This window comes from Phycisphaerae bacterium (genome assembly GCA_035275405.1).
GTDB lineage: Bacteria > Planctomycetota > Phycisphaerae > UBA1845 > UTPLA1 > DATEMU01.
Map to the genome: position 1 here is coordinate 132,094 of DATEMU010000011.1, position 19,737 is coordinate 151,830.

At 62.2% G+C, this 19,737-nt stretch carries 18 protein-coding genes; 1 reads left to right on the top strand and 17 read right to left on the bottom strand.

Features of this window, described 5'->3' with window-relative positions:
• Positions 1–16 precede the first annotated feature (16 nt).
• Positions 17–2,542 (bottom strand): hypothetical protein, encoded by a 2,526-nt coding sequence (locus VJZ71_12815; protein ID HKQ48945.1) that lies wholly within the window; start codon positions 2,540–2,542, stop codon positions 17–19.
• Positions 2,543–3,280: 738 nt separating this feature from the next.
• Between VJZ71_12815 and VJZ71_12820 the strand changes: the two genes are divergently transcribed.
• Complete coding sequence (locus VJZ71_12820; GenBank protein ID HKQ48946.1) at positions 3,281–5,083, top strand: lysophospholipid acyltransferase family protein; 1,803 nt, start codon at positions 3,281–3,283, stop codon at positions 5,081–5,083.
• Between the two features lie 37 nt (positions 5,084–5,120).
• Here the strand turns inward: VJZ71_12820 and VJZ71_12825 are convergent, their stop codons facing one another.
• The 16 genes from VJZ71_12825 to VJZ71_12900 all read right to left on the bottom strand — a co-directional run.
• Positions 5,121–6,719: a VTT domain-containing protein gene (locus tag VJZ71_12825; GenBank protein HKQ48947.1), complete on the bottom strand. Its 1,599-nt coding sequence runs from the start codon at positions 6,717–6,719 to the stop codon at positions 5,121–5,123.
• Positions 6,720–7,514: an NRDE family protein gene (locus VJZ71_12830; GenBank protein ID HKQ48948.1), complete on the bottom strand. Its 795-nt coding sequence runs from the start codon at positions 7,512–7,514 to the stop codon at positions 6,720–6,722.
• Entirely contained in the window at positions 7,496–8,071 is a 576-nt protein-coding gene (locus VJZ71_12835; protein HKQ48949.1) for a DinB family protein, read from the bottom strand. Before VJZ71_12835 ends, VJZ71_12830 begins: the two co-directional genes overlap by 19 nt.
• Positions 8,068–8,544: a DoxX family protein gene (locus VJZ71_12840; protein HKQ48950.1), complete on the bottom strand. Its 477-nt coding sequence runs from the start codon at positions 8,542–8,544 to the stop codon at positions 8,068–8,070. The genes VJZ71_12835 and VJZ71_12840 overlap by 4 nt, the downstream gene beginning before the upstream one ends.
• A 6-nt stretch (positions 8,545–8,550) precedes the next feature.
• Positions 8,551–9,483 (bottom strand): YHS domain-containing (seleno)protein, encoded by a 933-nt coding sequence (locus VJZ71_12845; protein HKQ48951.1) that lies wholly within the window; start codon positions 9,481–9,483, stop codon positions 8,551–8,553.
• Between the two features lie 100 nt (positions 9,484–9,583).
• Positions 9,584–10,366: a hypothetical protein gene (locus VJZ71_12850; protein ID HKQ48952.1), complete on the bottom strand. Its 783-nt coding sequence runs from the start codon at positions 10,364–10,366 to the stop codon at positions 9,584–9,586.
• Positions 10,359–11,426, bottom strand: coding sequence for a Rieske 2Fe-2S domain-containing protein (locus tag VJZ71_12855; GenBank protein ID HKQ48953.1), 1,068 nt, complete (start codon positions 11,424–11,426; stop codon positions 10,359–10,361). The genes VJZ71_12850 and VJZ71_12855 overlap by 8 nt, the downstream gene beginning before the upstream one ends.
• The gene (locus tag VJZ71_12860; GenBank protein ID HKQ48954.1) at positions 11,423–11,584 is read right to left on the bottom strand and encodes a hypothetical protein; all 162 of its coding nucleotides are present in this window, start codon (positions 11,582–11,584) and stop codon (positions 11,423–11,425) included. Before VJZ71_12860 ends, VJZ71_12855 begins: the two co-directional genes overlap by 4 nt.
• On the bottom strand, positions 11,584–11,799 hold the full coding sequence (locus tag VJZ71_12865) for a hypothetical protein (GenBank protein HKQ48955.1): 216 nt from the start codon (positions 11,797–11,799) through the stop codon (positions 11,584–11,586). Before VJZ71_12865 ends, VJZ71_12860 begins: the two co-directional genes overlap by 1 nt.
• Positions 11,800–11,868: 69 nt before the next feature.
• Entirely contained in the window at positions 11,869–12,573 is a 705-nt protein-coding gene (locus VJZ71_12870) for an SDR family NAD(P)-dependent oxidoreductase (GenBank protein HKQ48956.1), read from the bottom strand.
• 12 nt (positions 12,574–12,585) lie between these two features.
• Positions 12,586–13,629, bottom strand: a complete 1,044-nt coding sequence (locus VJZ71_12875) for a VOC family protein (protein HKQ48957.1) — start codon at positions 13,627–13,629, stop codon at positions 12,586–12,588.
• Positions 13,630–15,198, bottom strand: coding sequence for a GMC family oxidoreductase (locus VJZ71_12880; protein ID HKQ48958.1), 1,569 nt, complete (start codon positions 15,196–15,198; stop codon positions 13,630–13,632).
• Between the two features lie 26 nt (positions 15,199–15,224).
• Positions 15,225–16,100, bottom strand: coding sequence for an aquaporin (locus VJZ71_12885; protein HKQ48959.1), 876 nt, complete (start codon positions 16,098–16,100; stop codon positions 15,225–15,227).
• A complete protein-coding gene (locus VJZ71_12890) occupies positions 16,097–16,660 on the bottom strand; it encodes a sugar O-acetyltransferase (protein ID HKQ48960.1) in 564 nt (187 codons plus the stop codon). The genes VJZ71_12885 and VJZ71_12890 overlap by 4 nt, the downstream gene beginning before the upstream one ends.
• Before the next feature lie 24 nt (positions 16,661–16,684).
• Positions 16,685–17,503 carry an SDR family oxidoreductase gene (locus tag VJZ71_12895; protein ID HKQ48961.1) on the bottom strand — a complete coding sequence of 273 codons (819 nt, stop codon included), beginning with the start codon at positions 17,501–17,503 and terminating at the stop codon, positions 16,685–16,687.
• A gap of 77 nt (positions 17,504–17,580) precedes the next feature.
• Positions 17,581–19,737, bottom strand: a 2,157-nt coding sequence (locus tag VJZ71_12900; GenBank protein HKQ48962.1) for a glucosidase, incomplete at its 5' end; no start/stop codon positions are given.

Here is a 19,737-nt window from a genome sequence, read left to right on the forward strand (position 1 = left end):
TCGTGTCAACCGTTCGTTACGGACACGACACGACCGTGACGGACCTCGTGCACGTCACCACGGCCGGTTCGGAGGTGGCCGTACCGTCGCAGGTGAAGTTCAACGTGCCCGTGGCGGTCACGCTCAGGACGAACGAGCCCGCGGCGCCGGCGTCGACGCAGACGGGGTTACCGTTCGCGGTCGTCGTGCCATCGCAGAAGGTCCCGTTTCCGGAGATGGACCACGCAAAGGTCCCGGCGAACGTCGCCTGACCGGAGGAATCGACGTGCGCGGAGAACACCAGGTCGGTGCTGTTGGCGCACGGGGCCATCGTGCCCTTGAGCTTCAGCACTGCCACTGGGGCGCAGCACACGCTCTCGAAGCCATTGCCGTCGGTGACGGTCGCCGTATAGACGCCCGGCACGCTGACGGTGATGCAATCGTCATCAGAGGTGAACCCGTTGGGCCCGGTCCACGAAATGGTGACCGGCGGGAGGGTACCCGTGGCGGGTTCGACGCAGAGCGTCGCAGTCTCGCCCTCGCAGATGAGTCCGCCACCGGTGATCACGCAGCCACCGGGCGGGCAGGGAATGGCGGCCGAGCATTCCGTCTCGCAGCCGCTGTCATCGGTGATCGTGACCGTGAGCATCGGCGGTTCGACGGGGCTGCACGCGCCATCGGTGCGGTGATAGTTGACGGTGAACCCGGGGCCGTTACCGCCGTTGTTCACGACGCAACTGTCGACCACCCAGCCGGCGACGTCGATGCTGGCGGAGCAGCTAAACGGCGCGTCCCCGCCGGAAATGGTGCCGGTGAAGACACCGCCTTCGGTCGGCTCTGCAATGACGCAGGTGAGATTGGACGTGACGTTAACGTCCAGCTCGTCCGTGCACTCGCAGCCGTCGGCGCTGGTGACGGTCACTTCGAGGTGGACCGTTCCGCTGGCCCCGGCCGAGAAGGTGAGGGACGCGGTACCCTGGCCGGCGGTGATCGTTCCACCGCTGATGGTCCAGACGATGGTCGCACCCGCGCCGGGGTTCGCTATGCTCGCGGTATTCCCGGTGGAGTTCGGACACACGTCGGCCGCGGTGATCTCGCAGACGGGCACTTCGCCGATCGTCAGGTCGAGCGAGCCGGAGCACTCGCAGCCGGCGGCATTCGTGACGGTCACATCGAGGGCGACGATTCCGCTGGCCCCGGCGGTGAAGGTGATGGACGCGGTGCCTTGACCCGCGGTGATCGTGCCGCCGCTGATCGTCCAGACGATCGTCGCGCCGGCTCCGGGGTTCGCTATGCTGGCAGTGTTACCCGTGGAGTTCGGGCACACATCGTCCGCGGTGATCGTGCAGTTCGGAGCGGCCAGGATTGTCAGATCTAGCGAATCCGTGCACTCGCAGCCGCTGGCAGAGGTCACCGAAACATCCAGGTTGACGACGCCACTGGCTCCCGCGCTGAAGGTGATCGACGATGTTCCCTGACCGGAGGTGAGGGTGCCGCCGCCGCTAACGGACCAGACAATGGTCGCCCCGGCCCCGGGATTGGCGATGCTGGCCGTGTTGCCGGTGGAATTGGGACATGGCGCCTCTGCCGTGATGTCGCAGACCGGTCCCGGCAGGATCGGCACGGTTTCCTTGCAAAGCCTCGTGCAGCCATTCACTGTGACGCTGGCGATGAACTGGACCTGTGCGCCGGCGCCGGCCGTGAACGTAATAGAGGAGGTGCCTTGCCCGGCCGTGATGGTGCCGCCGACGACTTGCCAGACAATGACGGCGCCGGGTCCGGGATCCGGGATGCTGGCCGTGCCGGTGGAATTGGGACACGGCGCCTCAGCCGTGATCTCGCAGACGGGTCCCGGCTGGAGCGTTACGGATTCCTTGCAAAGACTCTTGGTGCAGCCGTTCACTGCGACGCTGACGATAAACTTGACCTCCGTGCCGGCGCCGGCCGTGAACGTAATGGAGGAGGTGCCTTGGCCGCCCGTGATGGTGCCGCCTTCGATTTGCCAGATAATGACGGCGCCGGGCCCGGGATCCGGGATGCTGGCGCTACCGGTAGAATTCTGGCAAGCCTGTGATATGGTGATTTCGCACGGCGGAGACAATCCGACTTGAAGTTCCAGCTCCGCTTCGCAATGGCCGACTTCAATCGCGTCAGGGGCATCGTCGCCCACCACCGTGAGGAGAACGGTTCCAACAGCGTCAGCAGTAAAAGTGATGCACCGCGTGCCCTGTCCGGCGGTGATGGTTCCATTGGTGATGGTCCACACGTATTCCGCGGGCCCAGTGTCCGGGACGCACGCCGTGTTGCCGGTCGATCCTGCACACGGATTGAGCGGAATCGCGGTAATGGTGCAGTCCACTATTGCGCTGTCATCTCCTCCCCCAGGCCCTTGCGGGGTCGGCAGGTTGGAGCCGTCGGTGCTGGGATTCGGGTTCGGGTTCGGAATGCCACCGTTACTGTTGTCGATGGGTCCGGTGTTACAGGAATAGGCGCCGCAGGCCAGCCCGATGGCGGTCAGCAGCGCGAGCAACTTGACTGGTGTTGACGTTATGGTCCTTGGCATAAGTGCGTTCTCCAGGCGCGCGGATCGGGCGACGGCGCGATTCCGCGCTTTCTTGCAGTAGCGAACTTTCGTGTTTTCACGGCACGGGGGACATCCCCGGCCCGTCCTCTTCCCCCGCGAACTGTACCTGCGAAAGCCGAAGGATTCGCGGCCAGGCCGCCGTCCTTCGAACTCCCCCAAAGTTTCCTTCCATTCGCGTGTCAGGCCCTGAATCATCGCCGCGCGGGAATGCCCGGTGGGGCTTCGGGCGCGGCGGTGGTTCAGATCGCAGCGGTCTTACATGGGCTACCCTCCTTTCTCCTTAGCCATTTTGCAATATGAGTAAGCGGTACGAGTTACCGCGCCGAAGAACCCCAACGTGAACTGACATTCCTGGCGCGAAAGGAGCCATCCGCATTTTTGGAGATGACAGAATGGAAATTCGCGCCAACCATACAGCTAACGATACAAGTCCGGCTGAGTGAGTATCAATCGGGAGTGCATCCCATGCGGTCGCGAATGAGTGCGTAGGGCGGGATTAGCGCGGGGGTTGGGGCGATGGCGTAATCGGATAGGGTTTAGGTGCCGGGGGGTTGGCCTGGGAAATCATATTGAATCAGGGGGCAACAGAATAGTGGATATTGGGCGACGGCCTGCGGTGGAAGTAACACCCCTTACGGCTGAGGCATCCAAGGGCGGGGCGCCGTTGGCCTGATGCTGGTACCGATTCAGCCGGTATCATGGGATGAGGAGTCCGCGATGAAATCGGTGGCTCTGAAAAGTAATCCGTTTTCATTATCAGGGTCGCCGTCCGCCAGCGGTCATCGTCTGTCGCTGCGGTTGGCGGGTCCCGTGCTCGAAAGGGCGCTGGGGCTGCGGGGCCTCGGCGCGATCTACGATAGCGCCCGCGACGCCGGGGGGCCGGCGGAGTTTTGCGAGGCGTCATTACGTTATTTGAACGTGAAATGGGAAGCGGCCGAGGAGCAGATCGCGAGAATTCCACGGAGCGGACCGCTGGTCGTCGTGGCGAATCATCCGTTTGGAGCGCTCGAAGGAGTCATCATTGCCGCGCTGCTGTTACGTATCCGGCCAGATGTGAAGCTGCTGGCGAATCACTTACTCGACCGGATTCCGGAGCTGCGGCCTGTCCTGGTTTCCGTTGATCCATTTGGTGGAGAGGAAGCCGCCGGTCGGAACCGCATTCCCTTGCGAAGTGCCATCGATTGGGTGCGCGGCGGCGGGGCATTGGCGGTGTTTCCAGCAGGCGAGGTCGCGCACCTTACCCTCCGGGACCGTCATGTTGCCGAGCCGAGGTGGAGCGCGACGGTGGGGAAGATTATCCGCCGAACTTCGGCAAATGTCGTGCCTGTGTTCTTTGAGGGCCGCAACAGCGCGAAGTTTCAGGCGCTGGGATTGCTTCACCCCCGGGTTCGCACGGCGCTCCTGCCGCGGGAATTATTGAACAAGCGAGATCGTAGTATTCGCGTTGCGATTGGCCGTCCGATCCCTGTAGAACGATTGCGGAGATTCGAACGACCGTCGGAGATCGTAGAGTACCTGCGCCTGCGCACGTTAATGCTGGCCGATCCGTGCGTTTCGCGTGCCGCCGGCGCCGCCGAGTTTCAGAATGAGGGGGCCGCGACCATCGCGCCAGCGCAAGACATCAACAGCCTGCATGATGAGATTGCCCGCATTCCACAGGGGCAGCAGTTAGCGGAATTGGGGCCGATGGTCGTTTTTTGCTGTCCGGCCGATTCCATCCCGCGCGTCGTCAAAGAGATCGGCCGCCAAAGGGAGGAGACATTTCGGCGAGTCGGCGAGGGAACGGGTCGCGGCGAGGATCTCGACCAATTCGACGAACACTATTTACATCTGTTTGCATGGGATCGCGAGGCTCGCCGGCTCGTCGGGGCGTATCGACTGGGGTTGTCGGACAAAATCGTTTCTCAGCAAGGCATCGACGGGATTTACACGCACACGCTGTTCAAGTTCAACCGATCGTTGCTTGACCAATTAGGGCCGGCGATCGAATTGGGCCGGTCGTTCGTAGTCGCCGAATATCAACGCAGTTTCGCGCCGCTTCTTCTGCTGTGGAAAGGCATCGGCCGGTTCCTGGTCACGCACCCGCAGTATCGCATTCTATTTGGGGCGGTCAGCATCAGCGACGAATACGAATCGACGACGAAGCGGATTCTCATGTCATTCCTGCGGGCGAACTGTTTCGACGAGGCGCTTTCGGCAGGAATCAAGCCGCGGAATCCGCCTCGATTCGCGCGATTGCGTCGCGACGAGGAAAGACTGCTCAGTGCAACGATTCACGGCATCGACGAGGTGGACGAGCTTGTTCAGGAAATCGAGGCGGACGGACGCGGCGTCCCGATCCTGCTGCGGCAATACCTCAAACTGAACGCCAAGCTGCTGGGATTCAACGTCGATCCGGTCTTCGGGAACGTGCTCGACGGGCTGTTCTACGTCGACCTGACAACAGTTGAGCGCTCGCTTCTGGACCGTTACCTGGGGCGGGAAGCGGCCACGGCGTATCTCGCCTACCATCGCGTGTAATCAGATACCCGTCTTAACGACGTGCCGTTTTTATGGATTAATCTGACAGTGTGTCGATACGGCGATTTCGATAATACGCACGGGCGTGGCCCGCGAGTCGGCGCGTTGAGGTCGTCGTGTGACCGAGGCGGCGATTGGCCGCGCCGATCTTGAAGAGCAGCGACCACTGCCTGCAAAGGACGCGATACGCCGTCGTCAAGCGCCATGACGGATCATAGATATTCGTCGATTCGGAGCTGGCGCCGTTCAGCTCGACGATCGTGAACCCGCGACCGGCCTTGAAGGCCTCGACATCGGTAAAGCGGATATCGAAGCGGCCGAAGTGAAAGCCGTCGAAGTGCCGGGCGATTTGGTCGATTCGTTGCTCCAGCTCCGGCGTGATGAGGGGGGCACCGTCGAGAAACATCGTGCCCTGGCAATGGTTGCCGGCGACGACCAGTCGGTGGCATTGACCTGGGGCCAAGACCGCCTCGGCCTGACCGTTGAGTCGGGCGAGAAACGTATCGGCCTGCATGCGATAGCGGGGATGATTCCAGATCAGTTCCTCAACGGTCGAATGTCCGTCGCCTACAACGACGGGAAAGTGTTTGTCGGTGATGGAAAAGATGCGGCCGCGGGCCTCGCCGGGGAGGCGATAATAGAAGACGCCCGCCTCGTACGGACCCGGGTGATAGACCTGGACGAGAATAGGATCGTGCGCCTCGCGCAGGTAGCAAACCGCCTGGTCGCGAGTGTGTATCAGCTTCACGCCGGCGCCGCGTTCGCCGACGTCTGGCTTGAAGATCAACGGGTAAGACCACGTCGACCCGAGTACGAGTTCGTCAAACTGAGCCAGTCGCGCTTCAGGCGTCGGCGCGTCGAGGCGTTCGGTCGGCGTGACCCATTCATCGGGCAACTTTCGCAGGATGTCGAACTTGGATTCGCCGACGAAGCCGCCGTGGGGTATACCCGGATTGGCGGCGGTCAGCGTTCCAAATCCACGATGCCGAATTGAGAGATAAGCGATCCAGGGGATGACAGGGATATAAAAAAGCCAAGGGGGCCAGAACTCCCAACGCCAAAGTCGCTGAATCCGGGCCTTGAGGCGCGCTCGCCCCACCGCGCTGCCGGAAAACTCGAGCAGTTTCACGATCAGAAAGAGCAGAAGGACTGCCGCTGCGACAGCGACCCACCCACCGCCGAGGACCGTTTCTAAACCTCTCAAGACCGGCTCACTCGCCAGGGCGGCCGTGCCGACAATCAGCGGCGTCCACAGCGCGGCGGCCAGCGCAGCATAGAAGAGGAACCGCCACGACCTGCGCCCGACGACGCCGGCGGCGACGTAGGTGGGCAGGCGAGTGCCCGGCAAGAAACGCGAGGTCAACACGAGCCATCCCACGCGGGTGTCGAACCAGTCGCCGAGGGTTTGGATGCGATGACGGGGAAGCCTCCGTTTGATGGGACCCCATTCAAGGACCGTCGCGCCGAACGACCGGCCCAAGAGCCAGAGGCCCATGTCGCCGACCAGGATGCCGAGGAAGCAGCCGCACACGCCTATTACCGCGTCCAATTCGTGACGACGGATGAGCAAACCGACGGCGATGCAGGTCAGGTCCTCCGAGACGAACGTGCCAAAGATGATGGCCAGGAAGGACATTCACACCCTTTGCGTTCGGGCCAGCGAAGTGCAACGGGAAGTCCGGCTCTCGCTTGGCGGCACGGGCTGATACGCCATCGCCACATCGTTCTGACCGACCTCGACGATCGTGGTGCTTACGGTGCGGGCTTCGGCGCGTGACATGCAAACGCTTATGTGCGGTCGGTCGGGCCATTGATGGCGGTGAAATCGATCTTGTGCACTGGAGAGCGCGCCAGCTTCGGAAAAAAACTCGTCGAACAACGCACGGCGCGGCGGATTAACCACTTCATCCCCCAGGCCGGACGTCGTATAGAACAGCGGGCAACCATCCCACGACGAGTCCACTCGGCGGAAGTCCCGACCGTCGCTGGTCAGCTCGACGAGGTTTTTGCCGTCGACGGCAATGACCAGGAACGGTGGAAACGATTGGGGATTGAGCTTTTCAATCACTGCGGCGGCTTCGCGCGCGTCGCCGCGCGTCATCATCATTGGCACGATCGTACCCCGACTGCGAAACGCGCTCTTGTCGCGCGCCGCTTTCTCGGCCGCAGGGCGTTGATAGGTATTCAGGAGCGTGGCGATGAGCCCGGCCTCGTTGACGGCAATCCACGTGCCGTCAGACACGGGATCGATCGGCATGATCGCCTTGAAATCGCCGCATTGCCGACTCTCCGGTGGTCGAGCTTCCGGTCGATTCCTCGATTCGTCGCGATTGCAGGCCAGCCGAAGCCCCCGACTTGAAATAGCCGACGCGCCGGCCAACCCGCCCGAAACCTCAGCATCATCCAACGCGATCAGGCTGACTGTACACATGGGGTCCGATCGAGATAGGCCAGGGTCGACGGAGCGAAGCCGAACCTCGGATCGACGCACGCGCCGAGCGCCTGGGCCGCGACCGCCATCATGGCCTGGTGGTGCGTCGTGTGATTGAGGACGAAGACGAGTTCGCGGCTCCAACTGGAATGGGCCCGCACCGTCTCGCCATCCGGCGTCAACATCGAACGGACACTCAGGTATCGCTCCTTGACCGGCACGGATCGTTCGAAGACGCCCCGAAGCTCGGCCAGCCGCTCTCGGGCGGCGGACGGGGATCGTTCGATTTCCGTGCCGCGCTGCCGTGCATCGTAGTCCACAAATCCGTCGGCGAGGCCCCGGACCAGGGCCGCCACGTGATCGAGGGAGTGGCGAACGTGGCTGCCGACGCTCGCCATGTCGTTGGCCGGCTTGGCCGCATACTGCATATCGGGCAGGTCGCTGATAAAGTCGTCCAACGCGTCCAGCGATTCGATGACGGCGCGAATGGCCTGGAAGATCGAAGGATCGCTTTGCCGGCTGTCCTCCGCGAGCAGTGAATCCGGTGCGAAGTTCATTGAACCACCTGCCTCCCTGCGGTCATGGAGCGGGCCCCGCGGAATCGGACCAGCCAGCGATTCCACTCCCGTCTCCGCAACAAGAGGATACCCGCCGAAGACGCAAATACCACCAGGGCCAGACCAAACAGCAGACCGCCGTCGCCTTGGACGACGATGCCGAGCTGGGTAAGGTGGCTGACGATCGCTCCGGAAATGACGCCCAAGGCGACAAGGCTGCCGCAGATCACGGTCCGGGGAACCAATAGAAGGATGCCGGCGACCAACTCGGCGAGGCCGGAGCCGATCCGGCCCCACGGTTCCATGCCGAGCTTTGTAAAGATGTACACGGATTCCTCTGCGGCGGTAAACTTGAAGAACAGTGTTTGGAAAAGTATCACCGCGACAACGAACTGAAGGACCCAACTTACAATGACGGCCGGGCGGCTGGAAGTCGCCACCACCACCGACGGAATGGTCTCAGGAGTCTTCATGGCTTATTACTCATTTCTAAGATCGTGGGGGGCCATTTTGGCCCACGCGGCATCCGCTTTCGAGCGCAGATTCGCTTCGTCTTTGTTCCATTCCTTAAGGGCGTTGCCCAGCCACCCCTTGTAGAACAGGTAAAGACGGCCGTCGGTGATTTTGAAATTCTGCGGGTCGATTTCGACCTTGTCACCTTCCGCCATCGCCGTCGCGCACCAGCCGCCATAGGCAGGGATATAGCGTTCGGGGTCAGCGGCGAATTTCCGTCGGTTTATTGCGGTGGCGAATTGATAGATAACACCCCGGTACTCACTGGTGAGTGAGGATTGACTGGGACTCGGCGTGGGGGCGTCGTGATAAGAGACGGGGTCATAGCCGGCGATGGCCAAGCGCTGATCCCTTAAGTTGTATTCACCTTTTTCGGGATGCGCCTGGAGCTTTCGAACCGTCTCGCGAAATGCACTGAAGGACAAACGGTCCACGTTGCTCTTGCCCACGTGGCGGAACACTTCCTTGCCGTCAGGGCCGAGCAGGATGAGGGCGGGGTAGTGGACCGTCTGTCCGTGAAACGAGTAGCCGCCGGGGACGCCATAAGCGTCGGCCAAGGCGGCGTCTTGGTCCCGGTAGATCGGTGGCGCGCCGGGCGATTTCTCGGCAAGTCTCTCGCGCCACGCCGCGATGTCCTTTTCGTCGTCGGGCTTGATGAAAATATGCATGACACCCGCGATAGTCGGGCCTTGTTCGACATAGTCGCGCGTATGCTTCAAGCAAAACGGGCATTCGGTCTTGAGCAGGAAGTGCAGGGCTACGAATTTCCCCCGGGCGTCAGACAGCTTGAAGGTTTGATCTCCCGCTGTAATGGTGAAGTCGCGCGGTGGCTCAGCGAACGCGGGGCTAACCCCGACGGCGAAGCAGACCGTAAGAAGGATGATGTTTCGCGCCAGCATCGTTGACTCCTTTCGTGTTGTGCCACCTGTTGGATGCTGCTCGGGATTCGAGGTTTCGCAAAAACACCGTTGGAAATGGCCGATAGGGATGTTTTCGGCGTCATTTTCGCCGAATCGTGGCGGGATCGATCTTGAAGACGGTCAGGTCGCCCCGCTCCTCAATTTCGCCGGTGATTTCGACGTCATCCGCGACGTAGGGGAGGATGCGCTCGTCCACAGCGCGCCCCCGCGGATCGGCCAGGAGGTACAACTTCGCCGGTTCATGCGAACGATCGGCGAACATCGGCGGGATGCCGCCCGAGATGCAGAGAACGGCGCACTCCTTGTGGGTTTTGCCTTCGCCGGGCTTCATCGCCCCACAGTAACATTTGGGGTCGATGATCTCGCCGCGGAGCGTGTGCGAGCCCTTCTTGGCGATCGTCGGCTCAAGCCGGCCATACAGTGATGCTCCGGATTCGGGCGACAAGGTTTCAATTTTTTCCGTTTCGAGTTCGAGGAGTCGTTGATCGGCCCGTTCGAGCGTGAAGCCGCGCACGCGAACAGCCCGGCCGTCGAATCCGGAAGCCGTCACAGCGGCCCCGTGCTTGCCCTGGTTGACCAACAGCATCGTCCTGGCGCCGCCGGTTATCGCCTCATCTGCGATGCGCACCATGGGATACGGATGTTCATAGAGGACGCCTTCAAAAGTTCGGACGCCGGACGTATCCCAGACTGCGTTTCCCGGTGAACGAAACGTCAGGGCCCAGGTCACCCCGGCGATAATGAGGACCATGACGAGCAACGGCGCGACGCGGCGCAGGAAATGGCGTTGTCGGCTGGGCACGGGTAGATAGCCGACGTAAAGCTCATCCGACGAGACGTCTGGTGCGGGTTGTTCAGGCATGAGTGTCCTCCGAGAATCGCGCGGGCTCGACCGGCGTACCGGCTTCCAATGGGCGCGGATCGACCAGGATGCGGCGGCTTTCCACGCGGACACGATAGGTCGGCACTTTCTCCGTGAACGGCGGCGGCGCACGGCCATCCTCCGGTCGATACGTCCAGCCGTGCCAGGGACAGGTCACGCAGCCGTCGATGATCTTGCCCTCGCCGAGGGGACCGCCTTGGTGCGCGCAGACGTTGGTGAGGGCGGAGATGCCACCGGCGTAGCGGAAGATCGCGATGCGCTCGCCGTTGGCGAGGCAGGCCGCCTTTCCACGGCCCTCCGCGATTTCATCAACGCTTCCTACATCTACCCAGGGATCCGCTGACTCCGCAGCGGCAGCGCCGTGAAGATCGCGAGCGTACTCGCGGCGTCCGGCGATCAGGTGCAGCGTTGCGACAACGAAAGCCCCCAGGCAGACGAGGATCGAGAGCCATGCGCCCCGGTGGGTCTGCATGGCGCCGAGGGCGACGTGCATGACGAGGAGGCCGTAGGCAAGATAGACGAGCATGTGAATGCCCTTCCACACGCGCGGGCCGAGATTGCGATTCCAGAAGTCGTGGCTGGTGGCCGCCATGACGAACATGATGGAGAGGCCCGCCGCGCCGAGCAGCTGAAAAGGAAACGCGCTGAGCGTTCCGAAGTTCGTATTGCTGGTCAGGAGAGAAATCAGAGGGTTGAGGTGACCGAAACCGTGGTAAAAGCCAATGGCAAGTAACCCATGGGCCAGCCCGAGGAGAAACGTCGTCACTCCAAGATGTCGGCGGTTGTAAAGTAGCGGCAGAAAATGGCGATCGAGGCGCGCCAGCGGGCCAATGCACAGGATGACATTCAGCAGCAGAAACGCGCAACTTCCCAGGGCCCGCAGGACAAGGATTTCGTCGCTGATCGCCTCGGCGCCGCGGAACAGCAGTTTTCCCACCAGAACAAACACGATCAGGTAGGCGATCACGCCGATGGCCACCAGCGCATCGTAGATCCTCTTGTGGCGGTTCCACTGTACGGCGACGTAACGGACGCTCATCGCCCTTGCTCCTGCTCGGCCTGGGCCGTCGGAATCGGGGTCTGCGAATCGAACCGCCGAGCCGATCGAACGGCCAGTGCCGCGGCGAGACCCAGGGCGATAAAGATCGCCAACATCGGCCAGAGCCGTGCATGCCAGCTTCGATGTACTCGCATCATCAGTTTGTCTCCTTTCGACGCGAGCGAATGCGACGGACCAGGAGCGGCCACAGTGCCATGCTTCCGGGGAGTATCAGGAGCCGAAAGCCCCACGGCGAATCGTCTGCGGCGGAATCAAATCGTGGCAGGCCCGCCGTGACGAACCAGAGCCCGAAGATCAGTCCGATCGCGAGATACGCGCCGATGACCGAGAGGATCAGGATCGCCAGGTTCATGTTACACCGCGAAGATGGGCTGTCGAACGAGCGCACACTATACCCCCGCAACGGCAACGCTTCACGCCCTTAAAGTGGAATGGCGACGCCGCGGACGGCCTGCGCGAGATCGCTGACCAAGAATGCAACTACACGAGCCACATTGGCCGGCCTTACCCACGTCGTCGAATCGGCGTCGGGCATGGCAGCACGGTTTTGCGGCGTGTCCAACGTTCCCGGTAGAACGCAGTTGACATTGATGCCCTCGGGGGCCAGTTCAGCGGCCATGCTCTCGGTCATTCGCAGTACGGCGCTCTTGGCGGCGCAGTAGGCGGCCAGACCCGCACCTCCTTGCAATGCGGCACGGCTGCCGACCGTTACAATTCGGCCGGATCGCTGGCGGCGCATAGCCGGGATAACGGCGCGGCAGGCCAGAAGCGTCGTGCGGACATTGAGATTGAAGAGCGAATCCCACGCTTCCAGGGACTCCTCAGCCACCGATTTTCCTCCGCGAAATCCCCCAACAGTGTGAACCAACGCATCGATCCGGTCGAATCGGGCGACCGCCTTCGCGACGCAATTCGATACGGACTCGGCGGACAGCAGGTCGACGCCGCCGACCAGGAGGTGATCAGCATTATTGGTCAGTTTGGGAAACGCCTCACTCAGCCGATCCTGGGAACGATCAACCAGGACCGTTCGCGCGCCCATGGCGACGAGTGCTTCGGCGACGGCCTGGCCCAAGTTGCCGACGGATCCGGTGATCATGACGACGCGGCGAGAGATATCGAACATGGCAGTCTCCCTTTATGGAGCGGTGAGCAGAAGGGCGTGACCGTCCGGGTCGCGGCCCAACTGTGCAGTGCCGAACCCAAAAGTTGAGTCCGGCAGACGAAAGTGATGCGACGAAACGCGGGCAAACTTGCGCTGTGCGGCGATGCCATCCAGATCGGCCGTGGCGCGATAGCGCACGCGCACGTGCCAGTGCCAGAGGTCATTGGCGCGGCTGTCGGGCGGCGCGGATCGACCGCCGTCCGGGGAGAGGTATTCGAGAAGCTCGATGCCCGGGCCTTGCGCGGCGCGGAGGGTGGTGATCCGCAGCCGAGCGCCCTCGACGTTGTTCAGTCGCTCCTGTTCGATCCCGTAGTTCTCACTGTTCCCGGCGATCCGCATGCCCAGAGTGTCATGATAGAACGCGAGCGAAATATCCGTATCGGCGACGACGATCGCGGTGTGGTCGATGCCGAGAAACAGCCGGTCGCTCGAGCGATGCCACTTGGGATCGCCCTTGCCGGGCGGGAATTGCAGGATCTCCAGGAAATGACCGTCGGGGTCGCGAAAGTAGTACGCGCGGATGCCCGCGGCATTCTGGTTCCAGGTAGGGAGCGTCTGTGGTCTTTGCGAGGCCGGTTCGACATTGTGTTTCTGAAGGCGGGCGTACGCCGCGTCCATGTCGTTGGTGATAATCGCGATGTGTTGGAACCAGCGGTCATCGGCGCGGGAGTCGGGGGGCATCGGCCGCCCGCGCGGGGAGAGAAATTGTTGGAGTTCGATCCGCTCGTCGCCCAGTTGCAACGTCACGATGCGGATACGAGCGCCCGGCACCCCGAAAAGCTTGGAGTACTCATCACCGCGGACCTCGATGTCCGCGTGTCTGCGAAAATCGAGCACGCCGGAAAAGAAGGCGATAGAGCGGTCGATGTCACCGACAGTCACGGCGATGGCGTCGACGGCCTCGACGAGCGCGGGCGATGCGCTGGCCGGATGCGTCGCGAGGGGCGCGATCAGGACAAGCACTCCAATGAGCGACCGCCGAACACGGCCAATCAGAATGACACGCCCTGCGACCATTTACGCCAACCTCTGGAGCAAGTAATCCCCGACGCGAAGCGCGTTGGCCATGATGGTCAGCGCCGGATTGACCGCGCCGCTGGATGGGAAGAAGCTCGCATCGACAACGTAGAGATTGTCCACTTCGTGGGCCCGGCAATTTACATCGAGGGCGGAGGTCCTTGGGTCGCGGCCGAAACGGATCGTGCCGCATTGATGGGCCACGCCGGCCAGTGGGATGCGCTGTCCGACGAAGAAGTTGCGGCTGAAGAGCCCCTGATGGCAATCGTGGCCGTGAAGGCCGCAGCGCGTGGTCTGCTTCATCAGCGTTTTGAGCTGCGCGATGAGGCGGTTATGGGCTTCCTCATTGTTCGGCGTGTACGAGAGGACGATGTTTCCATCGCCATCGAGCGTCACGCGGTTATCCGGCGCGGGCAGATCTTCGCTCGTGAGCCAGAAATCGAGCGAATGTTTGGCCATCTTGTCGAGCGTCCAACCGGGCACGAGCGGCGGCGCTCCCGCCTTGAGCGTCACGCCGTCAAGCTTCCCGACGAAGGAGATGTGCCCCATGGGGTGGTCCCAGGCCTCGGAGGCGAAGTAATAGTCGTTGATCGCCAGGGTCTTTTGGAAAACCGTCGGATTGGGGCACTTGGAGAGGGCCATCAGTACCGAATTCGTGTGTCCCATGTAGTGGCGGCCGACCACATCGGAGCCGTTGGCCAGACCGCGCGGGTGCCGGTCGTTCGCCGAACTCAGCAAGAGCGCGGCGGAATTGATCGCCCCGCAGGAGACGACGACGATCGCCGCCTTAAGTCGCTCCTCGATCCCGTTTCGCTCGACGACGACCTGCGTCACTTCGCGACCGCTCACGCTAGTCTGCAACCGCGTCACCTTGGCGCCGGTTAACAGTGTTACGTTAGGGTGTGCGATGGCCGGATCGACGGCGCAGACCTGGGCGTCGGACTTCGCCCCGACCAGGCACGGAAAGCCGTCGCACGTCTCGCAGCGGATGCACTTGCTCGTGTGGCGGTTCTTCTCGTCGAGCATGATGCCGAGCGGGACGTGAAACGGCCGTAGCCCCAGGGCGGCGAGGTCTTCGGAAAGTTGCTGAATCCGCGGCTCGTGCGAAACGGCAGGGTGAGGATAGGGCGAATTGGCGCGCGGTTCGGTCGGATCTTCACCTCGATTGCCGTGAACATGGTAGAGCCGCTCGGCCTGGGTGTAATAGGGCTCCAGTTCGTCGTAGTCGATCGGCCATGCCGGCGAGACGCCGCCGTGATGGCGAATCTCGCCGAAGTCTTTCTCGCGGAGTCGAAAGAGCGCCGCACCGTAGAATTTGGTGTTCCCGCCGACGTAATAGTTCGTATGTGGGTGGAGGTCGCGGCCTTCCTTGTCACGCCATACTTCCTTCGTGTTGTACTTGCCCTCGACGTTGACGGCTCGCGGGTTCCAATTGTCTTTTTCGCGGGGCACGTAGTCGCCCCGCTCCAGGAGGAGGATGCGTTTGCCCGATGGCGCGAGCTTCCAAGCGAGCGTGCCGCCGCCGGCGCCGCTGCCGATGATGATGATGTCGTAGAAATCGTCGGCCATGGACAGACTCCCAAACAGAGGACGGGCTAAGCGACGGACGCCGTCTTCGATGCCCGCGGTTCAGTGGCGTTACACAAGGCCACATCGTCCGTCGCTGGTTCGACGGATTCCGTCATCCGGTATCCGCAGAAGATGCACCGTTTTAACGGGCAATGGTGCATTTTCGCGCAACCGGCGTGGCAGGGTTGAGAGAGCGTCACGTGAAAATGCGCCGCCAGGAGCATCGCCAACGGCGGCACGACGAAGTAAATCCACCCGGCCGTCCAAATCCCGCTGGGCAGCGCCGAGGAGAAAGTCCGAGCGGGGTTCATACCAAAGCCGGACAGCGGGGATTCGATGGCGACGTAGAGGGCGACCAGCAAGCCGACGACCAGGCCCGTCCAGCGCTCCAATTGCGGACGACTGGTCATGAAAAGGACGACGGTCATGGTGGCGAAGGCAATCACGCATTCGCCGAGCAGTGCCGCGAACATGCCTCGCGGCCCCGGCACGGTCACCGCATAGTTGACCGTGGGATCGGCGATGACCCGGCCTAAAAGGGCCTTTGAGAGCAGTACACCGGCCGTCCCGCCGACAAATTGCGCGAGCATATAGAACAAGGCATCGGGCGTAGCGATTTTTCCCAATCGCCAAAAGGTCAGCGTCACGGCGGGGTTGATGTGCGCGCCGGATTGGCGGCCCCAGGGCGAGTAGATAATGACGATGGCCGTTAGGCCCATCGCGACGGCAATCAGGCATCGCTGCAGAATCGGGCTCGGGATCGTTCGCGCCACGGGCGAGCCTGAATAAGCAACCAGCGCCGTACAGAGACAGGCCGAGAGCATGAAGAAACCAAGGCCGGCGGCCTCCATCATGTATTCGGGCCAGTGGCGTCGAAACGCGTCGGACGACGAAGGGCTCATGACGACGCTCCCAATTGCCGGATGATGCGGCAGGGGTTGCCCGCCGCGACGACGTCGGCGGGGATATCACGCGTGACGACGCTGCCGGCGCCGACCACCGCATTGCGACCGATCGTGACGCCCGGACAGAGGATCGCCCCGCCGCCAATCCAGACGTTTTCCTCGACGGTGATGGGCGAGGCGAGTTCCGGCCCGGCGATCCGCTCGGTCGCGTTAAGGGGGTGGTGCGCCGCGTATAACTGTGCGGAGGGGCCGACCTGGACGTTGCGACCGAGTCGAATCGGGGCGCAATCGAGCATGACGCAGCCGAAATTCAAATAGACATTGTCGGCCAGGTAAATGTGGCGTCCGTAATCGCAGTAGAATGGCGGCTCGATCCACACATTGGCGCCGCAGGCTCCCAGCAGTTCGTGCAAGATTGCCCGGCGCTGCTGGGCTTGCTCCTGACGGCTCTGGTTATACGCCCGGGTCAGGTCGCGGGCGTGCGACCGCGCGCGGACCAGCTCCGGGTCGGAGGCGAGGTACAACTCGCCGGCGAGCATTTTTTCTCGTTCCGTCATTGCTCCACCCGCATATCTGGCGTTTCAGCCGCCCGTTTCGAAGCCGGGGTACAACGTCATGCCGCCATCGACGAAGAGCGTGACGCCGTGGACGTAATCGGAGTCGTCGGAGGCCAGCCACACGGCGGCGCGGCCGATCTCGTCCGGCTCGCCGATGCGTTTGTAGGGGATGAGCTTGAGCAGTTCGTGGTAATGCTCGGGCGTGTCCCACGCGGCCATGTTGATCGGCGTGCGGATGGCGCCCGGGGCGATGCTATTGACGCGAATGCGATAAGGGGCGACCTCCTGGGCGATGCTCTTCATCATCAGCATTACGCCGCCTTTGCTCGCCGCATAGTTCACGTGACCCGCCCACGGGATCACCTCATGGACGCTGGAGATGCAGATGATCTTCCCGGCGGCACAGGAGATGTCCCTGCGCACGCCTTGCTTTTTGAAGCAGCGCACGGCTTCGCGAGCGCACAGGAACTGGCCGGTCAGATTCACGCCGATCACCGCATTCCATTGATCGAGCGTCATCTGGTCGAACGGCGCGTCTTTTTGCAGACCGGCGTTGTTGACAAGGATGTCGACCGCGCCGAATTCCGCGACCGCCCGCTCGACCATGTTGCGCACCTGATCTTCTTTCGAGACGTCGGCCTGCAAGGCGATGGACTTGCTGCCGCAGCGTTTGACCTCCTCCACGACGGCCAGGGCCTTTTCCTCGCCGCTGGAGTAATTCACGGCAATATCAGCCCCGGCATGACCGAGGGCGATGGCGATCGCCTTGCCGATGCCGGAGCTGGCGCCGGTCACAATCGCCTTCTGCCCCTTGAGGAGCTTGAGGATCGGACAGGCCGGCATGACCACGGCGGGATGTTGTTCGACGGACGTTGATGGGCTCATGAGTTTTTCACCTCATTTGTACTCGGACACGGGAGTTACCTGGTCAATTGCTCACGCCGGCTCTTTTGCTCCTTGGCTGGAGCCAGTTGAGCAGTCGGAATCGACTTCTTCGTTAGATGACGACTCCGGTCGGCGGTTTCCATGGCGTCCGGCTTCCGCGGCTGAATGAGCTTGGCGATGAGCGCGGTCCAACCGCATTGATGTGATGCGCCGAGGCCCCGCCCGGTATCACCGTCGAAGTATTCATGGAAAAGGAGGTAGTCGCGAAAGTGCGGATCGGACCGTAATTTCTCGTACCAACCGAAGACCGGTCGCCGGCCCTCCCGATCGGGCGAAAACGGGGCGACCAAACGGCCCGAAAGTTCGTTGGCGACGCCGAGAAGGGAAGTGGTCTGACCGGAACCCACCGGGCACTCCACGCGAAAGTCGTCGCCGTAGTAATGGTGGAACTTCTGCAACGACTCGACAAGCAGGAAGTTCATCGGGAACCAGATCGGCCCGCGCCAGTTGGAGTTGCCGCCGAAGAGGCCGGTGCTCGACTCGGCCGCTTCGTAGCGAACCGCGAACTTCTGCCCGCCGTGCTCGAAAACGTACGGCCGCTCGGCGTGGATCTTGGAGACGGAGCGAATGCCGTAATCGCTCAGAAACTCGCCGGGGTCCAACATGCGGCGGAGGAGGCACTTCATTCGATGGCCGCGAAGCAGCGAGAGCAGTCGGCGCTCACCCCGACCTGGTTCGTGCCAGCGGGAGACCAGCGCAGCGAGGTCCGGTCGGTAGTTAAGAAACCACTCCAGGCGGCCTTTGAAATCGGGCAGCTTATCGAGCAGTTCCGGTTCGAGAACCTCGACGGCGAAGAGCGGCACAAGACCGACCATGCTGCGGATTTTCAGCGGGATCTCGCGACCGTCGGGCAGGTGCAACTCGTCGTAAAAGAACCCATCTTGCTCGTCCCACAGCGCCGCTTCCTGGCCTCCAATGTTCGTCATGGCCTTGGCGATGTAGAGGAAGTGCTCGAAAAACTTGGTAGCGATGTCTTCATAGACCTTGTTGTGCAACGCCAATTCGAGTGCGATTCGCATCAAATTGAGGGCATACATCGCCATCCAGGCGGTCCCGTCGGATTGATCGATGTGTCCGCCGGTGGGGAGCGGCGCGCTGCGGTCGAACACGCCGACGTTGTCCATCCCCAGAAACCCGCCCTGGAAGACGTTGCGGCCCTCGGCATCCTTGCGATTGACCCACCACGTGAAGTTGAGCAAGAGTTTGTGAAAGACGCGCTCGAGAAAAGCGAGATCACCGGGATCGGCCGGGTTTTTCTCCCGGCGCTGCTTGCGGTCGATCTGAAAGACGCGCCAGGTCGACCAGGCATGGACGGGCGGGTTCACGTCGCCGAAGGCCCACTCATAGGCCGGCAACTGCCCGTTGGGGTGCATGTACCATTCGCGGGTCAACAGGTCGAGTTGATTCTTGGCGAATTCGGCATCAATCAGGGCGAAGGGGATACAGTGGAAGGCGAGGTCCCACGCGGCGTACCAGGGATACTCCCACTTGTCACACATCGAGATGATGTCGGCGTTGTTCAGGTGCTCCCATTCGCGGTTGCGGCCGGTTCGGCGCTGCGCGGGCGGCGACGGCTGATTGGGATCGCCGTCCAGCCATTGCTGTACGTCGTAGTAGAAAAACTGCTTGTTCCAGATCAGGCCCGCAAAGGCTTGACGCTGAATACGGCGCACTTCCTCATCCGGAATTTCCCGCTGCAAATCGTTGTAAAAGGCGTTTGCCTCATTCACCCGCTCATCGACAACAGCGTCGAATCCCGCGAACGCTCGATTCGCATCCTGGTCTTGTTTCGTAAGGCGAATTCGCACGGACGCCGACGCGCCCGCGGCGACGGTCAATTTGTAACACGCCGCCACCTTGGTCCCGGTGTTCGCAGAATTGACGGCCTCGCGACGGCCGTTGACGACGTATTCGTGGAAAGCATCCTTGAAATAACCCTCGCGACCGGTTTCGCCCCAGAGTTTTCCGGGATCGGACTCATTGTCGGCAAACAACCACTCGGGACGGCCATCAGCAAAGACTCGGAACTCCCCGAGCGCCGGGTGCTTCACCTCGACAAAGCCCTTCGGCGAAAGTCCCAGTTTGGGTTTTTGTCGAGCGAGAGCGTCAGGATCCCCCGCGCCGCACAGCGT